The following is a 23,911-nucleotide window of genomic DNA, read 5'->3' as shown; positions in this document are numbered from 1 at the left end:
CAGCGCAACGGCCGCACTCAGGCGCTGCCGCCGCGTCGCAGCGTGGGCGAGACACCCGGGTCGGTGCCGACGTTGATCAGCCGTGGCGTGTTGATGCGCAGCGGCTTGATCACCTTCTGGTCGCGCAGGTACTCGCTCACCACGTCCCAGATCGGGGTGCCGGTCACGCCCTCCTGCACCGAGGCCCAGCCGGCCACGGTGTAGCGCCGATGGGCCTCGATCGGCGTGCCGTTGATGCGCATGTCGAGTATGCGCTGGCCCATCGGCGCCCTGGGGGCGCAGACATAGCTCATGCCACCCACCCGCACCATGTCGCCGCCCTGCTGCAGGTAGGGGTCGGGGTTGAAGATGTTGTCGGCCACGTCTTCGAGGATGTTCTTGATGTCGGCGCCGGTGAACTCGTTGAGCGTCGTGGCCGGGTAGGTCAGGCCGACCTGATCCATCAGGCGCTCGGTGGTGATGGTGTCGCCCGCCAGCAGGCTGGTGCCCCAGCGCACCCCAGGCGAGAAGGCGATCTGGGCGCCGCGGACTTCCATCAGCGCCTCGAGTATGAGCTGGTCCCAGGAGCCGTTGAAGTTGCCGCGCCGGAACAGGGTGCCTTCGGTCACGGCCAAGGGCTCGTTCAGGCGCGCCTGGTAGGGCGCACGCACGCGCTCGATGTAGGCCTGCATCTCGCGGTCGGCGGGCAGGAGGTTGGCAAACACCGGCATCAGGCGGTAGCGGTAGCCCTGGATGCGGCCGCCGCGCACGTCGAAGTCGAGCAAGGCCAGGAACTTGCCGTTCGAGCCGGCGTTGGTCACCAGGGTCTGGCCGCCGGCGTTGCGCACGATGAAAGGCGCCGGCATGCCGTCGTGGGTATGGCCACCCAGAATGGCGTCGATGCCGCGCACCCGGCCCGCCATCTTGATATCGACATCCATGCCGTTGTGCGACAGCACCACCACCACCTGCGCGCCTTGGGCACGCACCCGATCGACCACCTGCTGCATGTGCTCGTCCTGGATGCCAAAGGTCCAGTCGGGCACGAAGTGGCGTGGGTTGGCAATCGGGGTGTACGGGAAGGCCTGGCCGATGACGGCGATGCGCACGCCGTTTTGCTCCTTCATGGTGTAGTGCGGAAACACCGGGTCACCAAAGTCGGCGGTGGCGATGTTTTGCGCCACGAAGTCGATGTGGCCCTTGAAGTCTTTGGCGATGATTTCCTGCACACGCGCCGCGCCGTAGGTGAACTCCCAATGCGGCGTCATGATGTCTACCCCGAGCAGCTTGCAGGCATCGACCATGTTCTTGGGCGTTGGTCCACAGCGCCGTGGCCGAGCCTTGCCAGGTGTCGCCGCCGTCGAGCAGCAGCGCGTGCGGGCGGCTGGCCTTGATCTGCTTGACCAGCGTCGCCAAATGGGCAAAGCCGCCAACCTTGCCGAAGGTGCGCGCGGCGCGGTCGAAGTTGAGGTAGCTGAAGGCGTGCGCCTCGATCGTGCCGGGGCGGATGTTGAAGTGGCGCAGCAAAGACTCGCCCACGAGGTGCGGGATGCGCCCAAAGGCCTCGCCGACGCCGATGTTGACGCTGGGCTCGCGAAAGTAGATCGGCATGAGCTGCGCGTGGCAGTCGGTAAAGTGCATGAAGCTGACGTTGCCAAAGCGCGGCACGTCGTACAGCCTGTGCGTGGCGCCGGGGCGCGCGGCCAAAACGTCGGGGTGGCTGATCGCCATGCCGCCGGCGCTGGCCACGGCCAGCACCTGCATGAACTCGCGTCGGCTCATACTCATCTTTGTCTCCTGTTCTTGTCGGCAGCTAACGTTAAAAACAAAAAGGGCCAGCCAGGCACGCAACCGGCTGGCCCTCTGACGGGTTGTGGGCAGCGCCCCAACCCGTCCGCTCGGGTGGGAGGGGCTTTAAGTGATCGCCGCTTCGTCGGTGCGGGTACCACCGCGGTTGTCGGTCCAGCGCACCGCGACCCGGTCGCCCTTGGCGGCACCGCGGAAGCGGAACGCCAGGAACGGGTTTTGCGACACCGCCGGGCCCCAGTTGGCGCTCAGCACATTGCGCCCGTTGTGGGTCGCCTCGACTCGGTTGATGTAGTGTGCGGGGATGGGGTTCCCATCGGCGCCACGGCGCACGCCGGTCTCCATGACGTGTGCCATGAGCACGCGCACAGTGGTCACGCCGCCTTCTTCGACGGCTCGGATTCGCATCGGTGATGACATGATCTCTGCTCCTTGTGTGGTGTGGTGTGGTGTGAGGTGGCTTTAGCCGCCGCAGCCACCGAGGGTGACTTTGGTTTCCTTGACGGCAGAGAACAAGCGCCCGTCGGCGCGCGCAACCGCCACGATGTTGCTGCTCTGACCCATGCGGATGCGGGTCTGGATGTCGGGTTCGGTGCCTTGGACAATCGCGAACGAGGCTGCCATGGGCACAGGGTTTTGCTCGACCAAAATGAAGATCTCGGTGGTGTTGGGCAGGGTGCTGGCCACGCCCACCGGCACCACGGCACCGTTTTCGGCGATGTCGGGCGAGACGATGCGGATCTGGGCCGAAGTCGCGGGTGTGCCGCCCACGGCACGCAGCGCGTCTTGCAGGCTGCGCGCCTCAAAGCCCGGACGGCTGGCGGCGTGGGCCTGTTGGGCAGTGACTATGCCCAGTGCGACCAAGGTCGCCATGGCGCCACTGGTCTGGAGTACGGTTCGACGGTTGGCTTTCACGGTTGTCTCCTTTGGGGAAGTGAGGTGGGGTACGCGTTGGATTGAATAAACCCGGTAGAGTTCAACGTGCGGGTGCGCCGGCCAGAATCCAGGCCGCCAGCACACGTGCGTTTTCTTCGGACAAGGCAGGTTGGGCCGGCATCGGTACCGGACCCCATTTGCCGGAACCGCCGGCGCGAATCGAAGCCGCCAGTTTGGCCACATCCATGCCCTGGTGCCGGGCAGCGATGTCGCGGTAGGACGGACCCACCGAGCGCCGCTCGACCGCATGGCAGGCCATGCAGGCCATGCGCTGGGCCAGGGCGGTGGCGGCGGCGCCGTCAACCGTCGTGCCGGCCTGAGCGACGCCTGTGCTGGCCAACAGAGCGGCCGCACCAACAAGGGAAAGCAGAGACTGGCCGGTTTTCATCGATAGGCTACCTCGGGTGTGGATGGGTGAGGGATGGTTCACAGGGGCCGGCAGCACGCGCCCGATCACTTGGTACGAATCCGTTGCCACCTTGTGCTCCATTTGCGCAGCGTTGTCGTAGCCGCTTGGCTGCAACTATATTTCTGCACACTTATATTTGTAAGGGTAAAAACCCTAATATCTTTGCCATGGGCACGCTGCGCCCCGCAGGCCACTGACATTCAGAGCGGGTGCAAGCGCCCGCCCCGCATGTGCAGCACCCGGTCGCAGCGCTGCGCCAGCTCCGGGTCGTGGGTCACGACCACAAAGGCCGTGCCCTGCTGGCGCGCCAGATCGAGCATGAGCTCAAACACCGTGCTGGCGCTGGCGCGGTCCAGGTTGCCGGTGGGTTCGTCGGCCAGCACGCACGCCGGTTGGGTGACCAGCGCGCGCGCCAAAGCCACGCGCTGGCGCTCGCCGCCCGAGAGGCTCGGCTGGGCGGTGCTGGGTGCGCTCGGCCAGCCCGACCCGTGCCAGCCACTGCGCGGCCTGCTCCGCCGCCTGCGCCCGCGGCTCGCGCCGTATCCACAGCGGCATGGCGACGTTGTCGAGCGCCGAAAACTCGGGCAACAAATGGTGGAATTGATAGACAAAACCCAGATGGCGGTTGCGCAACTGCCCTTGCTGCGCTGGCCGCAGCCGGTGCAGCGCCTGGCCGCAGAGCTGCACCGCGCCGCTGCTGGGCGCGTCGAGCCCACCGAGCAGGTGCAGCAGCGTGCTCTTGCCGCAACCCGAGGCGCCGACGATGGCCAGCGTCTGGCCGGCGCAGACTTGCAGATCGACGCCTTGCAGCACGGTGAGGTCGATCGGCCCTTCGCGAAAGCGCTTGACCAGCCCCTGCGCGGCCAGCACCACGGGCGTTTGGACTGGCTCATTCATAGCGCAGCGCCTCGGCCGGGTTGACGCGGCTGGCGCGCCAGCTCGGGTAAATCGTGGCCAAAAAAGCCAGCAGCAGCGCGATCAGCACGATCGGCACGATGTCGGCGCTGCGCGGGTCGCTGGGCAAGGTGGTGATGAGGTAGATCTCGGGCGGCAGCAGGGTAAAGCCGAGCAGGCGCTCAAGCAGCGGCATCAGGCTATCGACGTTGAGCGCCACCCCCAGCCCGAGCAGCAACCCGAGCGCGGTGCCGATCAGGCCGGCCAGCGCCCCCTGCACCATGAAAGTGGCCATGATGCTGCCCGGGCTCGCCCCCAGGGTGCGCAAAATGGCGATGTCGGCGCGCTTGTCGGTCACGGTCATCACCAATGTGGAGACCAGGTTGAAGGCCGCCACCGCGACGATCAGCGTCAGGATGATGAACATCATGCGTTTTTCCAGTTGCACGGCGGCAAACCAGGTGCGGTTGACGCGCGTCCAGTCGCGGATGAACAGGTCGCCGCTGAGCGTGGCCGCCAGTTGCAGGGCGACTTCGGGGGCCTGGTGCAGATCGCGGATCTTGAGCCGCACCCCGGTCGGGCCTTCGAGGCGAAACAGCCGCGCCGCGTCTTGGTAGTGCAGATAAGCCAGGGTAGAGTCGAACTCGTGGTGACCAGAATCGAACAGGCCCGCCACCGTGAGTTGGCGCATGCGCGGCATCACCCCCGCCGGCGTAAGCTGGCCGCTGGGCACGATCAGCGTCACTGCGTCGCCCAGCCCCACACCCAGGTTGCGCGCCAGCGCCGCCCCCAGCACCACGCCAAAGGCGCCTGGCTGCAGTTGCGCCAGCGCCTGCTGCTCGGCCGCCAGTTCGGTGACCTGGGGCTCGAGCACCGGGTCGATGCCCCGGATCTGCGCGCCCCGCATGGTGTCGCCCCAGGCCAGCAGGCCCTGCGCGGCAATGAACGGCGCCGCCCCGATGACCTCGGGGTGCGCGCGCACCTCGCGCAAGGTCAGATCGAGGTGCGGGATGGCTTGCTCGCCGGGCGCGAACACCTCGACGTGCGCCAGCACGCCCAGCATGCGGTCACGCACCTCGGTCTGAAAGCCGTTCATGACGCTGAGCACGATGATCAGGGCCGCCACGCCCAGCGCGATGCCCAACATCGACACGCCGCTGATGAAGGAGATGAAACCGTTGCGCCGGCTGGAGCGGCCGGCGCGGGTGTAACGCCAGCCAAGCCGGAGTTCGTAGGGAAGCTGCATGTCTCAATCCGCACCCGGGCTGACCGGGCGAAACCACACCGCAGAGGTGGCACCTCTGCCGCGTCCGATTATCCCCTGAAGGGGAGGTTTCCAGCCGGAGACGGTTTTCGCTGCAAACGAGCGCCGGTCGGGGCTGGCGCTGCAGCCGCTGCCGCGCCCGCTCAGCGTGCCGCCAGTGGCGTGTAGCGCCAGACCGAGGCCGGCGGAAAGTTGGCCGGCGTCCAGGCTTCGCGCTTGCCCTGCAAGCCCAGCTTGTGCGCCGACAGCGGCGAGGTGACGCAGTACGAGTAATGCAGAAAGCCGCGCCCAGGGGCCACGGCCTCGATGGCGTCGATCAGCCCCTGCTGGCGCTCGAGTGGCAGCAACACCATGGGGATGCCGCAGACCACGCTGCCGATGCGCCCGGCGGCCTGCAGCCCCAGCAGTTGCGGCAGCTCCCAGGCATCGCCGCAGAGCACGGTGACGCCGGGGTAGGTTCTGCGCAGCACCTCGGCCATTTCGGGCACGATTTCCACCACGATCAGGCGCTCGGGGCCGACGCCACCGCGGATCATGGCCGCCGTGATGGCCCCGGTGCCGGCGCCGAGCTCGAGCACCATGCCGTCGGGGCTGCGGTGCACCGCAGCGGCCACCCGGCTTCCCAGTGCGTCCGACGAGGGCACGATGGAGCCCATCTGCAGCGGGTTGGCCAGCCAGCGCTTGAAGAACACCCAGGCCCGGCCGGCCGCCGTGCTTGCCTGGCCGCTCTGCGGCAGCGCGGGGCACGGGCCAGAGGCGGCGGTATGATCGGCGCTGGTGGCGCGGGCGCGAATGGGTTGCATGGGGTTTGAGCCTCGAGGTAAAACAGCCATAAATGATCAGCCAGCGGCTGCAGCTCTGTCGATGCTAGCGCTGCTGTGTGAAAGACATTTGACGCTTGCATGGCAAAACCGTTGCATCGCGCCCTCCCCTTCTCCATTTGGCCCCAAGCTTGAAAATCACCCAGCGCGACGCCCCGCCTCGAGCCATCTGGGCGCTCGAACAAGCCGGCATCCACCCGTTGCTGGCGCGCCTCTACGCCGGCCGTGGCGTGCGCTCAGCAGACGAACTCGACGACCAGTTGGCCCGGCTGCCACCGCCCGAGCAGCTGCGCGGCTGCACCGACGCCGCGCAGTTGCTGGCCCATGCCCTGCAGGCGGGCAAGCGCATCTGCATCGTGGCCGATTACGACTGCGACGGCGCCAGCGCCTGCGCGCTGGCGCTGCGCGGCTTGCGCCTGCTGGGCCAGCCACTGGGCTGGAACCGCGCCGACTACCTGGTGCCCGACCGTGTGCAAGACGGCTACGGCCTGACGCCGGCCATCGCCGAGCGCGTGCACGCCAGCGGGGCCGATGTGCTGGTGACGGTGGACAACGGCATCGCCAGTGTCGAAGGCGTGGCGCACGCGCGCGCCCTGGGCTTGCAGGTGCTGATCACCGACCACCACCTGCCCGCGGTGATCGGCGGCCACGTGGCGCTGCCCCAGGACTGCGTCATCGTCAACCCCAACCAGCCCGGCTGCGGCTTCGAGAGCAAGGCGCTGGCCGGGGTCGGGGTCATGTTCTATGTGCTGCTGGCGCTGCGCGCCGAACTGCGCACGCGCGGTTTATTTGGCGCCAGCAACCAGCCGCGCCTCGACCCCCTGCTGCCACTGGTGGCGCTGGGCACGGTGGCCGATGTGGTGCGGCTCGACGCCTGCAACCGGCGCCTGGTGGCGCAGGGCCTCAAACGCATCCGCAACGGCCAGATGCCCGCCGGTCTGGCGGCACTGTTTGACGTGGCAGGCCGGCGCAGCGCCTTGGCCAGCAGTTTCGACCTTGGCTTTGCGCTCGGGCCGCGCATCAACGCCGCCGGCCGCTTGAGCGACATGCGGCTGGGCATCGAATGCCTCAGCTGCGACGACCCGGCGCGTGCAGCCGAGCTGGCGCAGACGCTCGACGCCATCAACCGCCAGCGCAAAAGCCTGGAGGGCGAGATGCGCGAGCAGGCGCTGCAACTGGCCGAAGCACGCTGCACCACCCACACCGCCACCCCGCCGGCCTTGTGCCTGTACGACGACGCGTTTCACGAAGGCGTAATCGGCATCGTGGCGGCGCGGCTCAAAGACAGGCTGCACCGCCCCACTTTCGTGTTTGCGCCCAGCCAAGCCGCCGACAAGGCGGATGAACTCAAGGGCTCGGGGCGCTCGATCGTCGGCTTTCACCTGCGCGACGCGCTGGACCTGATCGCCAAGCGCCACCCCGGCGTGCTGCTGCGCTTTGGTGGCCACGCCGCCGCAGCCGGCTGCACCATTGCCGCCGCTCAGCTGCCCACCTTTGCCGCCGCCTTCGAGCAGATCGGCAGCGAATGGCTGGATGCCGCCACCCTGGAGCAGCGCATCGAAGCCGACGGCGCGCTCGAACCACAGTACCGCCGCCTGGACTTGTGCGACTCACTGCAGCAGCAGGTTTGGGGCCAGGGCTTTGCGCCGCCGCTGTTTTGCGAGGAACTCGAGGTGCTGTCGCAGCGCCTGCTGGGGCAAAAACACCTCGCGCTCAAGCTGCGCCACGGCGGCGAGCCGGTCGATGGCATCTGGTTTGGCCGCACCGAAGCGCTGCCCGCGCGCGCCCGGATGGCCTACCGCCTCGACGCCGACGAATGGCAGGGGCGCCGCCGCCTGCGTTTCTTGATCGAAGCCGCCGAGACCTGATGGCTTGCAGCGAACCCAGCCTGCCCTTCAGGTGTTGGAGACGACGATGTGCGGGAACTTGTTGGAATGGTCCACCGCCGCCTCACCAATTTTGACCGCCACCCGGCGCGCAATCTGTCTGTAGATGTCGGCCACGCGGCCATGCGGATCGGACACCACCGAGGGCTTGCCGGAATCGGTGTCGGCACGGATCGCGCGGTCGAGCGGCAGCGCGCCCAGAAACTCGACGTGGTAGTCCTCGCACATGCGCACGCCGCCGCCTTCGCCGAAAATGCGCTCCTCGTGGCCGCAGTTCGAGCAGATGTGCAGGCTCATGTTTTCGACCAGGCCGATGATCGGAACACCGACCTTCTCGAACATCTTGAGGCCCTTGCGCGCGTCGATCAGCGCAATGTCCTGCGGCGTGGTGACGATCACCACCCCGGTCACCGGCACGCGCTGCGCCAGCGTGAGCTGGACGTCGCCCGTGCCCGGCGGCAGATCCACCACCAGGTAGTCGAGATCGTTCCAATTGGTGTTGTTGACCAGTTGCTCCAGCGCCTGCGAGACCATCGGGCCACGCCACACCATCGGGGTTTCAACGTCGATCAGGAAGCCGATCGACATCGTCTGGATGCCGTGACCGAGCATGGGCTCGATGTTCTTGCCGTCGATGGATTCGGGCTTGCCGCTGATGCCCAACATGGTGGGCTGCGACGGACCGTAGATGTCGGCGTCCAGCATGCCGACGCGCGCGCCTTCGGCGGCCAGCGCCAGCGCCAGGTTGACGGCGGTGGTGGACTTGCCGACGCCGCCCTTGCCGGACGCAACCGCAATGACGTTCCTGACGTTGGGAATCATCTTGACGCCACGCTGCACGCTGTGCGCAACGACCTTGAAACCGACATTGACATTGGCGTTGCTGACGCCGTCGATGCCTTGGAGCGCGGACTCGACCTGCTGCTTGATGGCAGCCAACTGGCTTTGCGCCGGATAGCTCAACAAAATATCCAGCGAGATGGCATTGCCGTCGATCTTGAGGTTGCGTACGGATTTGGTCGATACGTAATCTTTGTGCGTATTCGGGTCGAGCAACGCTTTCAGTGCAGTTTGCACCTGAATTTCAGAAACAGCCATGATGCTCCAGTGTATTGATTTGACCTTGCGAATTTTAATGAAGACCTGAATTCCCTCATGTCTTCATGCCCTTCTGTGCCGCCGCCGACACCGACGCGGCGGATTTACCAGAACGCCAGAATGCGCCCGGCCTCGACTTTGGCTTCAAAGCGCTTGAGCGGGCTGTTGCCCTTCTTGACGCAGGCGCCGCTGTGGGCGTCGAACTCCCACTGGTGCTTGGGGCAGGTCAGGGTGCTGCCGCTCAGGGCCAGTTCGGGGATGTCGGTGCTTTGGTGCGGGCAGCGGCTGTCGAACACCTGGACGGTTTGCTGGCTGCGATAGACAAACAGGCCGCGGCCGTCGCATTCGGTGCGGATCACTTCGCCTTCAATTGCGTCGGCGCTGGCCATCACGTCGTGCCACTGCGGCTGCTGGGTCAGTGCCTCGGGCTCAAAGCCGGGGATGTTCATGTCCAGGATGATGTCCACGGCCCAGACAATTTTCGCCAACCCCAAGGTGGGAAAGGCCATCAGCAGCGCGTCCAGCACCTCCATGGGGGTGCAGCCCTCGCGCAGCGCCCGACCGAGGTACTGCCGAAAGCCGCGCTCGGTCTGGGCGTCGACCTTGGTGATGACCGAGATCAGGTTGCGCGTCTTGGGGTCGAGGTGGGTGCCGCAGCCCTTGAGAAAGGCAAAGTAGTGGCCCAGCGTTTCACCGCGGGTTTTCACGAGGTAGTTGAGAGCGTCACTCATGGGGTTGGCTGAGGTCCGTTTGGGGTTGAGGGAAGGGGTGAAAAAGACAGGGCGGCCAGCGGCAGCAATTCGCCCCGCCCGTCGCGGCCGAGGCTGGCGTAGATGGCCGTCAGCGCCTGTTCCTCGTTCGGGTACAAGTTGTCGGCACCGATCAGTTGGTCCAGGTCGGTGCGTCGCATCACGTCCAGCACCTGCTTCTTGACGCCGCAAAAAACGACTCGGATGCCACCGGCGCGCAGGCGCTCGACGATGTGGCGCACCACCTCCTCGCCCGAGGCGTCCATCTGGTTGATGCCATTGGCCACGATCAGCAAGTGGCTGGCAGTGGGCTTCTTCGCCAGCTCGTCGAGCACCTGCGACTCGAAGAACGCGGCGTTGGCGAAGTACAGCGTGGAATCGAAACGCAGCGCCAGCACCTCGGGGCTGGTAGGCAGGTCCGGATGCACCTGCACGTCGCGCAGCACCCCGTCGGGATGGCGCCCGAGCACCGCCACGCGCGGCTTCATCGTGCGCCACAGGTAGAGCAGCACCGCCAGCCCGGCACCGATCAGTATGCCCTGGTCGAGGTGCGGGGCCGCCACCAAGGTGACGACGAAGGTGATGGCGGCCACCACACCGTCGGCGCGGTTGGCGCGCCAGGTGTGCTTGAGCGCCGCCGGGGTGATCAGGCTCGTGACCGCCAGCAGGATGATCACGCCCAGGGTGGCCTTGGGCAGGTGGTAGAGCAAGGGCGTGAGAAAGAGCAGGGTCGCGGCCACGAACAGGGCGTTGAAGACCATCGCAAAACCGGTCTTGGCACCAGCCTGCAGGTTGATCGCCGAGCCGGTGAACGAGCCACTGGCCGGATAGGCCTGAAAGAACGAGCCCGCGAAGTTGGCCAGACCCTGGCCGAGCAGCTCCTGGTTGGGGTCCAGCCGTTGCCGCGTCTTGGCCGCCAGGGCCTTGGCCATGGCCATCGACTCCATGAAGCCCACCAGGGCGATCACCACCGCCGCACTCAACAGCGACAGGAAGGCATCGAAGCCGATGCTGGGCAAGCGCAGCTCCGGCAGGCCTTGCGGGATGTGGCCGACGACCTCGCCACCGCCCGAGAGCTGCAGTTGGCCATCGCTCAAGCCGACGATGCGCCAACTGCGTCCGTCGGTCTGAACGTCGGCGCCCACTTGGCTGGGCAGTGCGAAGCGGGCCTCGCCCCCTGCAGGTGCCTCGATGCGTGCGAGCCGCAGGCGCGACAGCTCGCGCCAGCGCTGCTGGTTCTCAGCGGCGAGGTCGGCCGCGTCGAGCTCACTCAGATGCAAGGCGTGCCGCAACTCGGCCATGGCGCGCCAATCCGTTTCGGGCAGGGCACGCAGGCGCGCCGCCTGCTCGGCGGCTTGGGCGTTGAGCGCGCCGATGCGCTGCCTGGTCTGCTCGTAGGCGAGCAAGGACTCGCGCAGCGGCGCGTCGACGACCTGGTCAATGCGCGCCTGCGTCTTTTGCCCATAGCCGATCAGCGCGCTGACGACAATGGTCACCGCCACCGCAATCAGCACGCTGAGCTTGGAAATCGGCCCGATGCGCTTGAGCACCAGCATCAGCGCCAGCGCGAAAATCGCCATGCCCAGCGTCGGCAGGTGCGTCTGCGGCAAGAAGCTGAGCGTTGCCCAGACGTCGCCCAGAAACGAGCCGCTGCTGCCCTTGGGGATGCCCAGCAGCATGTTCAGTTGCGACAGCGCGATGATGATCGCCGCCGCGTTCATGAAGCCCAGGATCACCGGGTGCGAGACGAAGTTGACGATCGTTCCGAGCTTGAAGGCACCAAGCGCGAACTGTATGATCCCCACCATCAAGGTCAGCAGCAACGCCAACTCGATGAACTCGGCAGAAAAAGGCGCTGCCAAGGGCGTGATCGCCGCCGCCGTCATCAGGGAAATGATCGCCACCGGCCCGGTGGAGAGCTGGCGCGACGAGCCCCACAGCGCAGCGATGATGGCTGGCACCAGCGCCACGTACAGACCGAAGTGAACCGGCAGCCCAGAGAGCTGCGCGTAGGCCATCGCTTTGGGCACCAGCACCAGCGCGCCGGTGATGCCAGCGATCAGGTCGCTGCGCAGGAGCAGAAAGCTGACCGGGAACCAATCCAGGAACGGGAAGAAGCGCGCCCAGCGTGAGCTGCCGGGTGCGCTCATGACACCGTTTGGTAATACAGATTCTGCGGATGGTTGGCCTGCGCGAAGAAGAACCAGCGCTCGGCCAGCAGGCCCAGGTACTGCACTGCAAAGGCCAGCACCAACAGGCCGGCCGAGGCCGACACGATGCCCAGCGCCACCAGCGCCAGCGGCAAGACGAAGGCGCCGAGCAGGAAGGCCCACTTCACGCTGCGCAGCACGCCGGGCGTCTTGCCATGGAAGAACTCGCGCGTGTTGAATGAGCCGCCCATGAAGCCTTGGGCGCGTTGGGTGATCTTGGGGTGGCGGATGCCGATAGCCGATTGCAGCGTGGAGCGCGGCACCAGGCGCGCATTGCGCAGCAGCGACAGCCAGCGGCTCACCAACCCGAACGCCGTGAACAAGAGCGCGGCGGCACCAAAGAACCCAATCATCTCCGGTGCCATCAGACCCGCCAGCGCGGTGGCCAGCGTGCAGCCCGAGGCCAAACCCAATAAGGTGTAGTTCACCAGCGTGTACGGGCTGGCCCACTCCTGCAGGAACTTGATGCACGCGTAGATCATGGCCGTGCAGACGAACAGGGCGACGCTGGCCAACGCCGTGAATCCGCCCAGCACCAAGGTATAACCCAAACCCAGCACATGATCCAGCGTCCACAGGAACAGCGTGCCCATGAACAGCGGCAGCGCGATCACCTCACGGCTCAGCCACGAGGTGCGCCACATGGTGGCCGTGCGCCAGGCGCGTTCGGGCCGACCCAGGTGGAAGAACGAGGCCACCAGGCCGGCCACGGTCAGCGCCAGCGCCACGGCGCCGCCGGTGACCAGGAAGGCAGGCGTTGCCAGGTCGGCCAGTTGCGCGCCGAACAAGGCGAGGAACAGACCCTGCGCCGCGCCGATCAGTGTGGTGAAGAAGATGACCGAGAAAGCTGGATTCATGATGGTTCGCGGTGGTACAGTGGGAGTCCGTCAAGTTGCAAAGTCTTCACGGCCCGCGCCCTGCTGGGGCAGTTCGGGCAGCTTGCCGTCGATCTTGAGTGGGTTGTCCACCCGGACCAGGTCTTCCGCATGGATCGTGATTTCGGTGCGCTTGCGTGGCAGGTAATGGTTGGAGGGTCGGGTGCTCCATTCGGGCATCAGGGCATAACCGCCCTGCTCCCGGATGGCCACCGACACCACCGACTCGGGGTCGTGCACGTCGCCAAACAGGCGCGCCTTGGCCGGACAGGCCAGCACGCAAGCGGGCTGGCGTTCGGCCTCGGGCAGCGTGGTGCTGGTGACGCGGTCCACACACAGGGTGCACTTGGTCATCACCTTGCTGCCTTCGTCGAACTCGCGCACCCCATACGGGCAGGCCCAACTGCAATACTTGCAGCCGATGCACTTGTCCATATCGACCAACACGATGCCGTCTTCGGCGCGCTTGTAGCTGGCACCGGTGGGGCACACCGGCACGCAGGGTGGGTCTTCGCAGTGCAGGCAGCTCTTGGGGAAGTGCACCGTCTGGGTGTTGGGGAACTCGCCGACCTCGAAGGTCTGCACCCGGTTGAAGAAGGTGCCGGTGGGGTCGGCGCCATAGGGGTTGTCGTCCACCAGCGGACCGCCGGCGCCGGAGGTGTTCCACTGCTTGCAGCTGGTGACGCAGGCGTGGCAACCCACACAGACATTGAGGTCGATGACCAAAGCAAGCTGAGTCATGCCGCGCCCTCCACGTTGGTGCCCTTCGGCTTGCCCATGCCCAAGCCTGCCATCCAGGCGCGGCGCTTGGGCGCTTCGCTCATGCCCGGCACCACCGTCATGGGCCGCTCGGCCTGTGGCCAAGTCTGCTCGGGTTCATCGGCGCCCGCCGGATAGATGCGCACGCGCACGTCGTACCAAGCGGCTTGTCCGGTGATCGGGTCGCTATTCGAGACCGTCAAGCCGTTGGCAGCGGGCAACTCTTCCTTGATCAGGTGGTTGAGTAGGAAGCCGCGTTGCGATTCGTTGGCGTCAGTGCTGAGGTTCCAAGCGCCGGCGGCCTTGCCGATGGCGTTCCAAGTCCAGACCGTGCCGGGCTCCACCGCTTCGCTGTAGCGGCACATGCAGCGCACCTTGCCCCAAGGCGACTCGACCCACATCCAGCCGCCGTCGCTGATGCCCTGGGCCTGCGCGGTGCGGGCGTTGACAAACAGGTAGTTGTGGGTGTGGATCTGGCGCAGCCAGGCGTTCTGCGAATCCCAGGAGTGGTACATCGCCATCGGACGTTGCGTTACCGCGTTGAGTGGGTAACGCGTCCTGTCGGTGGCCTGCTCTTCGAGCGGCGCGAAGTAGAACGGCAACGGGTCGAAGTAGGTGCTCACGCGTTCGCGCAGGCGCTGCGGCGGCTGTTTGCTGCCCTGGCCCGTGGGCTTCTTGCCCTGTGCGGCCAAGCGAAAGCGCTGCATGAACTCGGAATAGATGTGGATGACGACCGGGTCGCGGTCGCGTCGCAGCCCCACGCCTTGGGCCCAGCGCATGTAGTTGTCGTTCCAGTTGCGCATGTACTGCTGTGCCGGTTCGAGCTGGTGGTGAAAGACGCAGTTGTTCTTTTCGTACATCTCCCACTGCTTCGGGTTGGGCTCGCCGCGCATGCTTTTTTCGCCACCCTTGCCACGCCAGCCGGCCAGGAAGCCGATGCCGGAACCTGGCGCGGTTTCGTAGTTGACGATGAAGTCGGGGTAGTCGCGGAACTTGCGGCTGCCGTCGGCTGCCGTGAAGGCCGGCAGCTTGAGCCGCGAGGCCAGCTCGACGATCACGTCCTGGAAGGGTTTGCACTGGCCGGTGGGCGGCAGCACGGGAATGCGCACCGCATCCATCGGGCCGTCGAACTCGCTGATGGGTCGGTCGAGCAGCGACATGCAGTCGTGCCGCTCCAGGTAGGTGGTGTCGGGCAGGATCAGATCGGCATAGGCCGTCATCTCGCTCTGGAAGGCGTCGCACACCACCAGGAAGGGGATCTTGTACTCGCCATCCTCGCGCTTGTCGTTGAGCATCTTGCGGACTTCGGACGTATTCATCGTCGAGTTCCAGGCCATGTTGGCCATGAAGATCATCAGCGTGTCGATCGGGTACGGGTCGCCGCGCCAGGCGTTGGTGATGGCGCTGTGCATCAGGCCGTGGGCCGAGAGCGGGTGCTCCCAGCTGAAGCCCTTGTCGATGCGCACCGGCTCGCCCTGGTCGTTCACGAACAGATCGTCCGGGCTCTCGGGCCAGCCCAATGGCGCGCCGTTGAGCGGTGTGTCGGGTTTCACCGCCTCGGGTCCCTTGGGCGGGCGCGCATTGGGCGGCACGGCACGCGGGTAGGGCGCCTTGTGGCGAAAGCCCCCCGGGCGGTCGATGGTGCCCAGCAGGCTCATCAAAATCGCCAGCGTGCGGATGGTATGAAAGCCGTTGCTGTGCGCCGCCAGGCCGCGCATGGCGTGGAAGGCCACCGGGTTGCCGGTCACGGATTCGTGGCGCTTGCCCCAGCTGTCGGTCCAGGCGATGGGCAGCTCGATTTTCTGGTCGCGCGCGGTGATGCCCATCTCGCGCGCCAGACGGCGGATGGTGTTGGCCGGGATGCCGGTGATGCCTTCGGCCCAGTCGGCCGTGTAGGGTTTGACGCGCTCCTGCAACAGCTGGAAGGCGGGCACAGCGGGTGTGCCGTCGGGCATCTGGAAGTGGCCCAGCAGCGCCGGGTCGGTGCCCTCGGCGTGGTCGGCCACCGGCGCTTGGCTGTGGCGATCCCACCAGTAGAAGTTGGCCGGGCGCAGCGGGTTGACGATGTCGCCCTCGGCGTTGCGCAGCATCAGGCCAAAGTCGTCGCTGTCGGCGTTCTGGTTCACCAGTTGGCCGGCGTTGGTGTAGCGCGCCAAGAACTCGCGGTCGTACAGCCCGAGCGCAATGATCTCGTGCACCAAGGCCAGCAGCAGCGCGCCGTCGGTGCCGGGCTTGATCGGCACCCACTCGTCGGCGATGGCCGAATATCCGGTGCGCACCGGGTTGATGCTCACAAACCGACCGCCTTGGCGCTTGAACCTGGACAGCGCCGTTTTCATCGGGTTGCTGTGGTGGTCTTCGGCGGTGCCGATCATCACGAACAGCTTGGCGCGCTCCAGATCGGGGCCACCGAATTCCCAGAACGAGCCGCCGATGGTGTAGATCATGCCGGCGGCCATGTTGACCGAGCAAAAACCACCGTGCGCCGCGTAGTTGGGGGTGCCGAACTGGCGCGCGAACAGGCCGGTGAGTGCCTGCATCTGGTCGCGCCCGGTGAACAGCGCGAACTGCTTTGGGTCGGTGCTGCGCAAGTGGCGCAGGCGGTCTTCGAGGATCTGGAAGGTTTCGTCCCAGCTGATGGGCTCAAACTCGGCGGCGCCGCGTTCGCTGCCGGCCTTGCGGCGCAGCGGCTGCGTGAGCCGCGCAGGCGAGTACTGCTTCATGATGCCCGACGAACCCTTGGCGCAGATCACGCCTTGGTTGAGCGGGTGATCGGGGTTGCCGTCGATGTAGCGCACTTCGCCGTTGCGCAGATGCACCCGGATGCCGCAACGGCAGGCGCACATGTAGCAGGTGGTGTTGCGTATCTCGGTCGTGGCACCTGGCAAAGGTGGGCTGCAGGGATCGTGAAGCGGTGTGACTGACATGCGTTGGGGTTTATTCACTGAAAACGGAGCCATGCAAATCGTCCACCCCCGCATTGCACGGGTCGGACCGCGGAAAGAGACTCCATTAGAGTCTGGGAACGCTTTTCAGTCTATCACCGCCACGGGTAACCCCGCATCACCCAGATGGGTAGCGCCACGGTGCGCAGCGCCAAGCCAGACGCCAAACCCACTGCAGCCACCCCCGGCAAGTACGGGTTTTCAGCAAGTAAGAAATGCAGGCTTGCGTTCTACAATGCTCTTTGCTGCTGATACCAAGCGCCCAACCGGGCGCCACTTGCGACATGTCCACGCTCACTGCCTACCCACTCCAAGAGAGCGGCACCCTTCTGAAAGCGGCGCCGCACGGGAAGTCAGACGACGACCTGGAGCTGCTGCTGCAGCAATTCCTGGTCTCCATTGCTGCGCTGGCAGGCGCCCAGGCGGGTGCCGTGCGCGTGCTCACCGATGACCGCAAACACATGCGGCTGGTGGCGCAGCAGGGCTTGCCCCCCCACGTACTCGAGGCCGAACGCCTGGTCGGCCGTGGCTGTGGCATGTGCGGCACGGCATTCGGGGGCGACGTGCTGGGCTGGGTGGACGATCTGCAATCCTGCGGCCGGCAAGGCGGTGGCCATTATTTTGGCGGACAATGCCAGGGCGTGCTGGCGATCTCGCTCTCGCACGCCGGCGAGGTGCTCGGGATTTACAACCTGTTTTTTGCCTCCAGGGTCGAGCTGCCGGCGGCCACGCAGACCATGCTGAGGTTGATCGGTCGGCTGCTGGGGCTTGCGTTGCACAATGCCCGCATCGAGCGCGAGCGGCTGCGCATGACGGTGATGAAGGAACGCCAGGAAATGGTCAACGAAGTGCACGATTCGATCGCGCAGACCGTGGCTTACGCGCGCATGCGCCTGCCTCTGCTGAACGACGCCATTTTGGCCCACGACGACCCGAAGGCGATCAAGTATTTTGGAGACGTCAAGCAGGCGGTGAGCGAGGTGCACGACAACCTGCGCGAGGTCATGACCTACTTTCGCACGCGCATGGATCCGCTGGGCCTGCTGCATGCGTTGCAAGGCATCGCCGAGGGCTTCTTCGACCGCAACGGCATCGCGCTGGAGATTCGCAACACGGTTCCCCATCTGAACCTCTCCGATGAGCAGGAAATCCAGGTGTTCCACATCGTGCAGGAATGCCTGGCCAACATCGCCAAACACTCCATGGCCCGGCACGCAGCGGTGGCCATCAACAAGACCCCGGCGGGCCTGGAGTTCGTGATCGAGGACGACGGCCTGGGCATGGTCACGCCCAGCGTCTCCACCCTCGTGACCAGCGCCAAGGCGCTGACCTCGTCCGGCCATTTTGGCTTGGATATCATGCACAGCCGCGCCCAGCGCCTGGGGGCAAGCCTGGAGGTGGGGGACAACGCCGGGGGCGGCACCCGCGTGCGCCTGCTGCTGCCGACCTCCCATGTGGCCGCAGGGCGCACGGCATGACGACACCCGCCACGAAAGCCATGCAGACCCGCGTGATGCTGGTCGACGACCACGCCATGTGCCGCAGCGGCTTGTCCGAACTGCTGCAGAACCGCAGCGGCATGGTGGTCGTCGCGGCCACCGGCGAGGGGGCACGGGTGATTCCTTTGCTGCGCGAGTTCCAGCCCGATCTGATGGTCCTGGATTTGAGCCTGGGCCCAGACAACGGCCTGAGCATTTTGCGCGCGGTGCGCACCGAGGGCATCGAGGTGCCGGTGGTGGTGCTGACCATGAGCAACAGCGAAGACGACCTGTCGGCGGCGCTGCGCGCCGGTGTACGCGGTTATCTGCTCAAGGACATGGACCCCGACGACGTGATCGAATCCATCGGCCGGGCTGCGCGCGGCGAACTGGTGGTGGCCCCGTCCATGGCCCCCAAGCTGGCACAGATGTGGCAGAGCGGGCAAAAGGGTGCGGTCAAGCGCGATCTGATGGACACCCTGACCGAGCGCGAGCGCCAGGTACTGGACCATGTGGTGCGCGGCATGAGCAACAAGGTGATAGCGCGGGCGCTGGACATCAGCCACAACACCGTCAAGCTGCACGTGCGCCACATCATGGCCAAGCTCGACCTGAGTTCGCGTGTGGAAGCGGCCGTGTTCGCATTCCAGCACCGCACCTCGAGCGACCCTTCGCCCAGGGGCGCAGAGCTGGAAAACGCCTCCGAACGGCGGTCGAACTGAAGGTTCTGGGCTTCAGTTGGCCGCCGCCGCGTTCAGCATCGGAAACTGCAAATTCTCGAGGTGTCCGGGGGGCAGGTAGCTGGTCGCCCCCGTCTGCGGGTCGAACCAGTTCAAGGTTCCGTGCAGCTTGACCACGTTGCCGACGATCAGCAGACTGGGTGAGGTGAAGCCGCTGTCCGCCACCTTGGCCGGCAGGTCGCTCAGGGTGCCGGTGAGCACCTGCTGCGTGGACAGGGTGCCGTGCTGCACGACGGCAATCGGTCGCGTGGCAGGGGCTCCGTGCGCCATCAACTGGCGGCAGATGTCGGGCAGGGCGTTGAGCCCCATGTAGATCACCACCGTCTGGTTCGGGCGCACCAGCGCCTCCCAGTCCAGGTTCGCGCTGCCGTCCTTCAGGTGGCCGGTGACGAACAGACAGCCCTGCGCGTGGTCGCGGTGCGTGAGCGGAATACCGGCGTAGCTGGCCACGCCACAGGCGGCGGTCACGCCGGGGATGACCTCGAAGTGTACGCCGTGCGCGGCGAGCTCCTGCATTTCTTCGCCGCCGCGCCCGAACACGAAGGGATCGCCCCCTTTGAGCCGCACCACCTGCTTGCCCTCGCGCGCCAGCTGCACCAGCAAGGCGTTGATCTGCTCTTGGCGTAGGGTGTGCTCGTTGCGGCGCTTGCCGGCAAAAATGCGCCGCGCCTCGGGTGCAGCCAAGTCCAGCACCCCCGAAGAGACGAGGTTATCGTAAACGACGACGTCGGCCCGCTCCAGCAAGCGCACCGCCTTGAGGGTGAGCAGTTCCGGATCACCTGGCCCGGCGCCCACCAAATAGACGCAGCCGCTGGAGCGCTGTGGCGCAGGTCGAATGCTCATGCGCTTGTGCTCCGTGGGCCACAACCGCCACTGGGTGCGCAGCCGCCGTTGCCACAACCGCCACCGGTGCTGCAGCCGCTGGCAGCGGGAGCCTCGGCCTCTGGCTGCTGGTTGACGAAAATGAAGTTGAACTGCCCCGGCTCCATCTCGACGAAATCGAGCACCGTGTCTTCCAGCAGATCGACGTGGGCGGCGGCGATCACCACCGCCACGTCCTCCAGCAGCAGACGCGCGTCGTTCTCGGCCACCGCGTCAAAACCCATGCCGTAGTCGATGGAGCCATCGGCCATGCGCCGGGCCGCGACGCGCAGGGCCAGTTGTTCGGCATCGCTCTCAAGGGCGGCCTGCCGTATCTGCTGTGCTGCTGCAGGTGTCAGGGTAAACATATTTGCTGCCTTTCAGTGTTCGCCTTTGGTGCGCAACAGGCCGGCCAGACGGTTGCCCTGCTTCTGCGGACCGCCGCGCGGAAAAAGATCGTGCAGGTAGTGGTTGCTGCCGCGCTCGGGCCCCCAGACCTGGGTGAAATGCTTGATCATGGCACGCACCTGGGCCTGCACGCCATGCTCGGCGTAGTAGGCACGCAGGTAGTGCACCAATTCCCAGTGCTCGGCCGTCAGCGTCAGCCCTTCTTGTGCGGCCAGCGCGCGCACGAAGTCTTCGGACCAGTCGCCGAGGTTGCGCAGGTAGCCTTCGGAATCGGTCTCGATCGGCTTGCCGTTGACCATCAGGATGCGGGTGAATACGTCGGTCGGGGGTGTGAGCGTGGCGTTCATGCGGCGAGCCTTTCATGCGGATCCAAGTGCGCATTCTGCACCCGCTGGGCGCGCACGAAATCGACAAAGTGACGCGCCCAGTCGGTGCCCGCCACGCTGCGCAGATGGGTGTAGGAGGCGAGCAGGTTGTGTTGCACGATGCCGTCGTGCCGTCCATCGATGCCATGGCCGCGTGTGACGCGCCAGGCGTAGCGCGTGTCAGCGGGCAAGCCGTCCAGGCTGGAGTAGTGGAATTCGTGGGCGCGGATGCCCTGGCCTTGCAGTCCGGCCCAAGGCATGTGCCCGCTGGCGCTCAGGTGCACGTAGCCGCGTCCCACCGGTTTGTCGTGCAGCGTGGCATTGCCGGCCACGGCACCGACCATCGCGCAACGCTTGTCACGCCATTGCAGCGAGCGCGCCAGGTACATCAGTCCGCCGCATTCGGCGTAGGTGGGCAGACCGGCCGCAATCGACGCCGCGATCTGCGCACGCAGCGCGACGTTGGCCTGCAGGGCGTCCATGAACAGCTCGGGGAAACCGCCGCCGATGTACAAGCCATCGATGGCCTCGGGCAGCGCCGGGTCGCTCAGGGTGTCGAACGGCAGCAGCTCGGCGCCCGCGTCGCGCAAGGCCTGCAGGTCGTCTGGGTAGTAAAAGCCAAAGGCCCGATCCTGCGCCAGGGCGATGCGCACGCGCTGGGCCGTGCTGGTGACAGGTGCCTTGGGCAAGGGCGAGAGGTTCAGCGCTGGCGCACTGGCGGCGAGCGCGCGCACCCGCTCCAGATCGACCTGCAGCGCGATGCGCTCGCCTATGCGGGCAATCAGCCGCGCGGCATCGGCATGTTCGTTGCTCGGCATCAGGCCCAGGTGGCGTTCGCTCAGCGCCAGGTCGGCGTCTTCGGCGATCGCGCCCAGCACCTGCACGTCGGTGTAATGCTCGATCACGGCGCGCAACTTGGCTTCGTGTCGGCTGCCACCCAGCCGGTTCAGGATCACGCCACCGATGCGGATGCGGCGGTCAAAGGCCTGGTAGCCCAGGATCAGCGGCGCAATGCCGCGCGTCATGCCGCGCGCGTCGATCACCAGCAGCACCGGCAGGTCCAACAGTTGCGCCAGCGCAGCGTTGCTGTTGCTGCCGTCGAGCGCCAGACCGTCGTAGAGCCCCTTGTTGCCTTCGACGAGGCAGAGGTCGGCACCGAGTGCCTGGCGGGCAAAGACAGCGCCGATCTGCTCCGCTGGCATGAGGTAGGGATCGAGGTTGTGGCAAGCCCGACCGCTGGCCCGCCCCAGCCACATCGGGTCGATGTAGTCCGGCCCTTTCTTGTAGGGCTGCACCACCACCGCGCGCGACGTGAAGGCCGCGCACAATCCCAGGCTGACCGTGGTCTTGCCCGAAGACTTGTGGGCGGCGGAGATCAGCAGGCGGTCCATGGCGGTCAAGCTCAGGGGTGGCGCACAGGTCGCGCAGAGGGGCTTCTTACTCCCCCAGGCCCATCTGGATGTAGCCGGTCGGGCAAACGTCGTGGCAGATGTGGCAACCGATGCACTTGCTGTAGTCGGTGTCCACATAGCGCCCGGTGGTCGCTTTCGACTTGGGCACCTTGAAGACCGCGGTCTGCGGGCAGTAGACGACGCAGTTGTCGCACTCGAAGCACTGGCCGCAGCTCATGCAGCGCTTGGCCTCGGCTTGCGCCTGCGCCTCGACCAGCGCCTGCAAGCGCTCGTCAAAATTGCCCAGCGCTTCTTCGGCCGTGAGGTTGGTGATGTGGCGGCGGTTGCGCGGCGTGTAGTTGAAGTGGCCGAGAAACAGCTCCTTGTGCGAGATCACGTAGCGGTCGGAGCGGTTGTCGTAGTTGTGGATCGCCACGTTGCTCTTGTCGGTGCCGTGTATCGGTTCTTTCACGGTGCCGATGCTCAGACCCTTCTCGATCATCTTGCGCTGCAGGTCGAAGGCGTGCACGTCGATCTTGGGCCGCTTGTCCAGCGCCTCGCCGCGCAGGAAACGGTCGATGCCCTCGGCCGCAATGGCACCGTGACCGATGGCCGTGGTCAGCAGATGCGGACGGATGACGTCGCCGCCGGCGAACACCCCCGGCTGCACCTGGTAGTTCTTGTCGGCCGGCACTGCGCCCTTGCCGTTGTTGAACTCCTCCAGCCCGGTGAAATCCACCGCCTGGCCGATGGCCGAGACGATCAGGTCGGCCGGCAGGTCTTCTTCCGTGCCTGCGATGTTCTTGATTTCCAACCTGCCGCCCACGATCTTGGCTTCGCAGCGGATCACGCGCAGCGCCGTGGCGCGTCCGTCCGGGCCGCGCACCACGCACACCGGCGCCCAACCGCCGCGGATGGCAATGCCTTCGGACAGGGCGTGCTCGACCTCGTGCTTCGAGGCCTGCATCTTGTCGATGCTGAAGACCGAGGTCAGCGTGACCTCGGCACCCTGCTTGGCCGAGACCGAAGCCACGTCGTGGGCCACGTGACCAAAGATGGCCGACTCGGGGTGGTCGGTCTCGTGCACTTGGTCGATGTGGCCGAGGCGCCGGGCCACGGTGGCGACGTCGATCGAGGTGTCGCCGCCCCCCACCACCACCACGCGCTTGCCCACGTGGTGCAGGCGGCCGTCGTTGAAGGCCTTGAGGAAGGCGGTGGCGGTGACGCAGTTGGGCGCATCGGCGCCCTCGACCGGCAGGCCGCGGCCGGACTGTGCGCCCATGCCCAGGAACACGGCGTCGAAATCGGCACGAATCTGCGCCATGCTGATGTCGGTGCCGATGCGGCAGTTGGTGCGCGCCTCCACACCCAGGTCCAGAATGCGCTGGATCTCGGCGTCGAGCACGTGGCGCGGCGTCCGAAAGCCGGGGATGCCGTAGCGCATCATGCCGCCGAGTTCGGCGCGTTCGTCAAACAGCGTCACGGCGTGGCCGCGCAGCGCGAGCTGGTAGGCGGTGGACAAACCGGCCGGGCCGCCGCCGATCACGGCCACTTTCTTGCCGCTGGAGAAATCCGGCTTCTTGAAGGCCAGCTTGTTGGCGATGGCGTACTCGCCGAGGAAGTGCTCGACCGAGTTGATGCCGACGAAGTCTTCCACCTGGTTGCGGTTGCAGCCCGATTCGCACGGCGCCGGGCAGACCCGGCCCATCACCGAGGGGAAGGGGTTGGCTTCGGTCAAGCGGCGGAAGGCGTATTCCTGCCAAGGCATGCCGGCCGGTGGCTTTTCGACGCCGCGCACGATGTTCAGGTAACCGCGGATGTCCTCACCCGAAGGACAACTGCCCTGGCAAGGCGGTGTGCTCTGGATGTAGGTCGGGCACTTGTGGGAGTGATCGGCGTTGAAGATCTGTTTTTGCCACGGCCCCGGCTTGTGGTCGCCGTCCTTGTAGCGCCGAAAGTTGAGGGGCTTGACGCTGACGGTTTCGGTCTGAACTGACATATCGTGTCTCCTGTGATCGTTGTCTGGTCTTCGGTCGT

19 protein-coding genes and 2 pseudogenes are annotated in these 23,911 nt (G+C 66.2%); 3 read left to right on the top strand and 18 right to left on the bottom strand.

What is annotated here, in order from left to right; all coding sequences use genetic code 11:
- Nucleotides 1–17: 17 nt before the first annotated feature.
- From soxB to AAAZ40_RS05485, 7 genes and pseudogenes are all read right to left on the bottom strand, one after another.
- Nucleotides 18–1,767, bottom strand: a pseudogene (gene soxB, locus AAAZ40_RS05515) (thiosulfohydrolase SoxB).
- 126 nt (nucleotides 1,768–1,893) lie between these two features.
- Nucleotides 1,894–2,205 carry a thiosulfate oxidation carrier complex protein SoxZ gene (gene soxZ, locus AAAZ40_RS05510; RefSeq protein WP_476661552.1) on the bottom strand — a complete coding sequence of 104 codons (312 nt, stop codon included), beginning with the start codon at nucleotides 2,203–2,205 and terminating at the stop codon, nucleotides 1,894–1,896.
- A gap of 42 nt (nucleotides 2,206–2,247) precedes the next feature.
- Nucleotides 2,248–2,700, bottom strand: a complete 453-nt coding sequence (gene soxY, locus AAAZ40_RS05505; RefSeq protein WP_476661551.1) for a thiosulfate oxidation carrier protein SoxY — start codon at nucleotides 2,698–2,700, stop codon at nucleotides 2,248–2,250.
- A 61-nt stretch (nucleotides 2,701–2,761) separates the two neighbouring features.
- Nucleotides 2,762–3,109 carry a c-type cytochrome gene (locus tag AAAZ40_RS05500; RefSeq protein ID WP_476661550.1) on the bottom strand — a complete coding sequence of 116 codons (348 nt, stop codon included), beginning with the start codon at nucleotides 3,107–3,109 and terminating at the stop codon, nucleotides 2,762–2,764.
- Between the two features lie 221 nt (nucleotides 3,110–3,330).
- A pseudogene (gene lolD / locus AAAZ40_RS05495) lies at nucleotides 3,331–4,027 on the bottom strand (lipoprotein-releasing ABC transporter ATP-binding protein LolD).
- A complete protein-coding gene (locus AAAZ40_RS05490) occupies nucleotides 4,020–5,270 on the bottom strand; it encodes a lipoprotein-releasing ABC transporter permease subunit (RefSeq protein ID WP_476661549.1) in 1,251 nt (416 codons plus the stop codon). The pseudogene lolD and the gene AAAZ40_RS05490 overlap by 8 nt, the downstream one beginning before the upstream one ends.
- 161 nt (nucleotides 5,271–5,431) lie before the next feature.
- Nucleotides 5,432–6,091, bottom strand: coding sequence for a class I SAM-dependent methyltransferase (locus AAAZ40_RS05485; protein WP_476661548.1), 660 nt, complete (start codon nucleotides 6,089–6,091; stop codon nucleotides 5,432–5,434).
- A gap of 149 nt (nucleotides 6,092–6,240) precedes the next feature.
- Between AAAZ40_RS05485 and recJ the strand changes: the two genes are divergently transcribed.
- Nucleotides 6,241–7,977 carry a single-stranded-DNA-specific exonuclease RecJ gene (gene recJ / locus AAAZ40_RS05480; protein ID WP_476661547.1) on the top strand — a complete coding sequence of 579 codons (1,737 nt, stop codon included), beginning with the start codon at nucleotides 6,241–6,243 and terminating at the stop codon, nucleotides 7,975–7,977.
- Between the two features lie 27 nt (nucleotides 7,978–8,004).
- Here recJ and apbC read toward each other — a convergent pair whose 3' ends face one another.
- From apbC to AAAZ40_RS05450, 6 genes are all read right to left on the bottom strand, one after another.
- On the bottom strand, nucleotides 8,005–9,093 hold the full coding sequence (gene apbC / locus AAAZ40_RS05475) for an iron-sulfur cluster carrier protein ApbC (RefSeq protein WP_476661546.1): 1,089 nt from the start codon (nucleotides 9,091–9,093) through the stop codon (nucleotides 8,005–8,007).
- Between the two features lie 104 nt (nucleotides 9,094–9,197).
- Nucleotides 9,198–9,824, bottom strand: coding sequence for a Rieske 2Fe-2S domain-containing protein (locus AAAZ40_RS05470; RefSeq protein ID WP_476661545.1), 627 nt, complete (start codon nucleotides 9,822–9,824; stop codon nucleotides 9,198–9,200).
- On the bottom strand, nucleotides 9,821–11,992 hold the full coding sequence (locus AAAZ40_RS05465) for a SulP family inorganic anion transporter (RefSeq protein WP_476661544.1): 2,172 nt from the start codon (nucleotides 11,990–11,992) through the stop codon (nucleotides 9,821–9,823). Before AAAZ40_RS05465 ends, AAAZ40_RS05470 begins: the two co-directional genes overlap by 4 nt.
- Nucleotides 11,989–12,909 carry a dimethyl sulfoxide reductase anchor subunit family protein gene (locus AAAZ40_RS05460; RefSeq protein WP_476661543.1) on the bottom strand — a complete coding sequence of 307 codons (921 nt, stop codon included), beginning with the start codon at nucleotides 12,907–12,909 and terminating at the stop codon, nucleotides 11,989–11,991. The genes AAAZ40_RS05465 and AAAZ40_RS05460 overlap by 4 nt, the downstream gene beginning before the upstream one ends.
- A 30-nt stretch (nucleotides 12,910–12,939) precedes the next feature.
- Nucleotides 12,940–13,668, bottom strand: coding sequence for a 4Fe-4S dicluster domain-containing protein (locus tag AAAZ40_RS05455; RefSeq protein WP_476661542.1), 729 nt, complete (start codon nucleotides 13,666–13,668; stop codon nucleotides 12,940–12,942).
- A complete protein-coding gene (locus AAAZ40_RS05450; protein WP_476661541.1) occupies nucleotides 13,665–16,613 on the bottom strand; it encodes a molybdopterin oxidoreductase family protein in 2,949 nt (982 codons plus the stop codon). Before AAAZ40_RS05450 ends, AAAZ40_RS05455 begins: the two co-directional genes overlap by 4 nt.
- 302 nt (nucleotides 16,614–16,915) lie before the next feature.
- On the opposite strand from AAAZ40_RS05450, the gene AAAZ40_RS05445 reads away from it, so the two are divergent.
- Nucleotides 16,916–18,109: a sensor histidine kinase gene (locus AAAZ40_RS05445; RefSeq protein WP_476661540.1), complete on the top strand. Its 1,194-nt coding sequence runs from the start codon at nucleotides 16,916–16,918 to the stop codon at nucleotides 18,107–18,109.
- On the top strand, nucleotides 18,106–18,831 hold the full coding sequence (locus AAAZ40_RS05440; RefSeq protein WP_476661539.1) for a response regulator: 726 nt from the start codon (nucleotides 18,106–18,108) through the stop codon (nucleotides 18,829–18,831). Before AAAZ40_RS05445 ends, AAAZ40_RS05440 begins: the two co-directional genes overlap by 4 nt.
- A gap of 12 nt (nucleotides 18,832–18,843) precedes the next feature.
- On the opposite strand, the gene cobA is transcribed toward AAAZ40_RS05440, so the two are convergent.
- Genes cobA through AAAZ40_RS05415 form a run of 5 tightly spaced genes read right to left on the bottom strand, consistent with a single transcriptional unit; the run spans nucleotide 18,844 to nucleotide 23,873 of the window.
- Nucleotides 18,844–19,692 carry a uroporphyrinogen-III C-methyltransferase gene (gene cobA / locus AAAZ40_RS05435; RefSeq protein WP_476661538.1) on the bottom strand — a complete coding sequence of 283 codons (849 nt, stop codon included), beginning with the start codon at nucleotides 19,690–19,692 and terminating at the stop codon, nucleotides 18,844–18,846.
- Entirely contained in the window at nucleotides 19,689–20,078 is a 390-nt protein-coding gene (locus tag AAAZ40_RS05430; RefSeq protein WP_476661537.1) for a hypothetical protein, read from the bottom strand. Before AAAZ40_RS05430 ends, cobA begins: the two co-directional genes overlap by 4 nt.
- Nucleotides 20,079–20,090: 12 nt before the next feature.
- On the bottom strand, nucleotides 20,091–20,465 hold the full coding sequence (locus tag AAAZ40_RS05425) for a TusE/DsrC/DsvC family sulfur relay protein (RefSeq protein WP_476661536.1): 375 nt from the start codon (nucleotides 20,463–20,465) through the stop codon (nucleotides 20,091–20,093).
- A complete protein-coding gene (locus AAAZ40_RS05420; RefSeq protein WP_476661535.1) occupies nucleotides 20,462–21,874 on the bottom strand; it encodes a cobyrinate a,c-diamide synthase in 1,413 nt (470 codons plus the stop codon). Before AAAZ40_RS05420 ends, AAAZ40_RS05425 begins: the two co-directional genes overlap by 4 nt.
- A 46-nt stretch (nucleotides 21,875–21,920) precedes the next feature.
- Nucleotides 21,921–23,873: an NAD(P)-binding protein gene (locus AAAZ40_RS05415; protein ID WP_476661534.1), complete on the bottom strand. Its 1,953-nt coding sequence runs from the start codon at nucleotides 23,871–23,873 to the stop codon at nucleotides 21,921–21,923.
- Nucleotides 23,874–23,911 lie beyond the last annotated feature (38 nt).

It is taken from the genome of Serpentinimonas sp. SMBJO2, assembly GCF_056341105.1.
The sequence above is the reverse complement of the archived record's forward strand: the minus strand, read 5'-3'. Positions and strand labels throughout refer to the sequence as shown.

Excerpts from the sequence above, each read along its gene's own strand:
- soxZ (WP_476661552.1), bottom strand. The coding sequence starts at position 2,205 with ATGTCATCACCGATGCGAATCCGAGCCGTCGAAGAAGGCGGCGTGACC.
- AAAZ40_RS05500 (WP_476661550.1), bottom strand. The coding sequence starts at position 3,109 with ATGAAAACCGGCCAGTCTCTGCTTTCCCTTGTTGGTGCGGCCGCTCTG.
- AAAZ40_RS05490 (WP_476661549.1), bottom strand. The coding sequence starts at position 5,270 with ATGCAGCTTCCCTACGAACTCCGGCTTGGCTGGCGTTACACCCGCGCC.
- AAAZ40_RS05485 (WP_476661548.1), bottom strand. The coding sequence starts at position 6,091 with ATGCAACCCATTCGCGCCCGCGCCACCAGCGCCGATCATACCGCCGCC.
- apbC (WP_476661546.1), bottom strand. The coding sequence starts at position 9,093 with ATGGCTGTTTCTGAAATTCAGGTGCAAACTGCACTGAAAGCGTTGCTC.
- AAAZ40_RS05470 (WP_476661545.1), bottom strand. The coding sequence starts at position 9,824 with ATGAGTGACGCTCTCAACTACCTCGTGAAAACCCGCGGTGAAACGCTG.
- AAAZ40_RS05465 (WP_476661544.1), bottom strand. The coding sequence starts at position 11,992 with ATGAGCGCACCCGGCAGCTCACGCTGGGCGCGCTTCTTCCCGTTCCTG.
- AAAZ40_RS05460 (WP_476661543.1), bottom strand. The coding sequence starts at position 12,909 with ATGAATCCAGCTTTCTCGGTCATCTTCTTCACCACACTGATCGGCGCG.
- AAAZ40_RS05455 (WP_476661542.1), bottom strand. The coding sequence starts at position 13,668 with ATGACTCAGCTTGCTTTGGTCATCGACCTCAATGTCTGTGTGGGTTGC.
- AAAZ40_RS05450 (WP_476661541.1), bottom strand. The coding sequence starts at position 16,613 with ATGTCAGTCACACCGCTTCACGATCCCTGCAGCCCACCTTTGCCAGGT.
- AAAZ40_RS05445 (WP_476661540.1), top strand. The coding sequence starts at position 16,916 with ATGTCCACGCTCACTGCCTACCCACTCCAAGAGAGCGGCACCCTTCTG.
- AAAZ40_RS05440 (WP_476661539.1), top strand. The coding sequence starts at position 18,106 with ATGACGACACCCGCCACGAAAGCCATGCAGACCCGCGTGATGCTGGTC.
- cobA (WP_476661538.1), bottom strand. The coding sequence starts at position 19,692 with ATGAGCATTCGACCTGCGCCACAGCGCTCCAGCGGCTGCGTCTATTTG.
- AAAZ40_RS05430 (WP_476661537.1), bottom strand. The coding sequence starts at position 20,078 with ATGTTTACCCTGACACCTGCAGCAGCACAGCAGATACGGCAGGCCGCC.
- AAAZ40_RS05425 (WP_476661536.1), bottom strand. The coding sequence starts at position 20,465 with ATGAACGCCACGCTCACACCCCCGACCGACGTATTCACCCGCATCCTG.
- AAAZ40_RS05420 (WP_476661535.1), bottom strand. The coding sequence starts at position 21,874 with ATGGACCGCCTGCTGATCTCCGCCGCCCACAAGTCTTCGGGCAAGACC.
- AAAZ40_RS05415 (WP_476661534.1), bottom strand. The coding sequence starts at position 23,873 with ATGTCAGTTCAGACCGAAACCGTCAGCGTCAAGCCCCTCAACTTTCGG.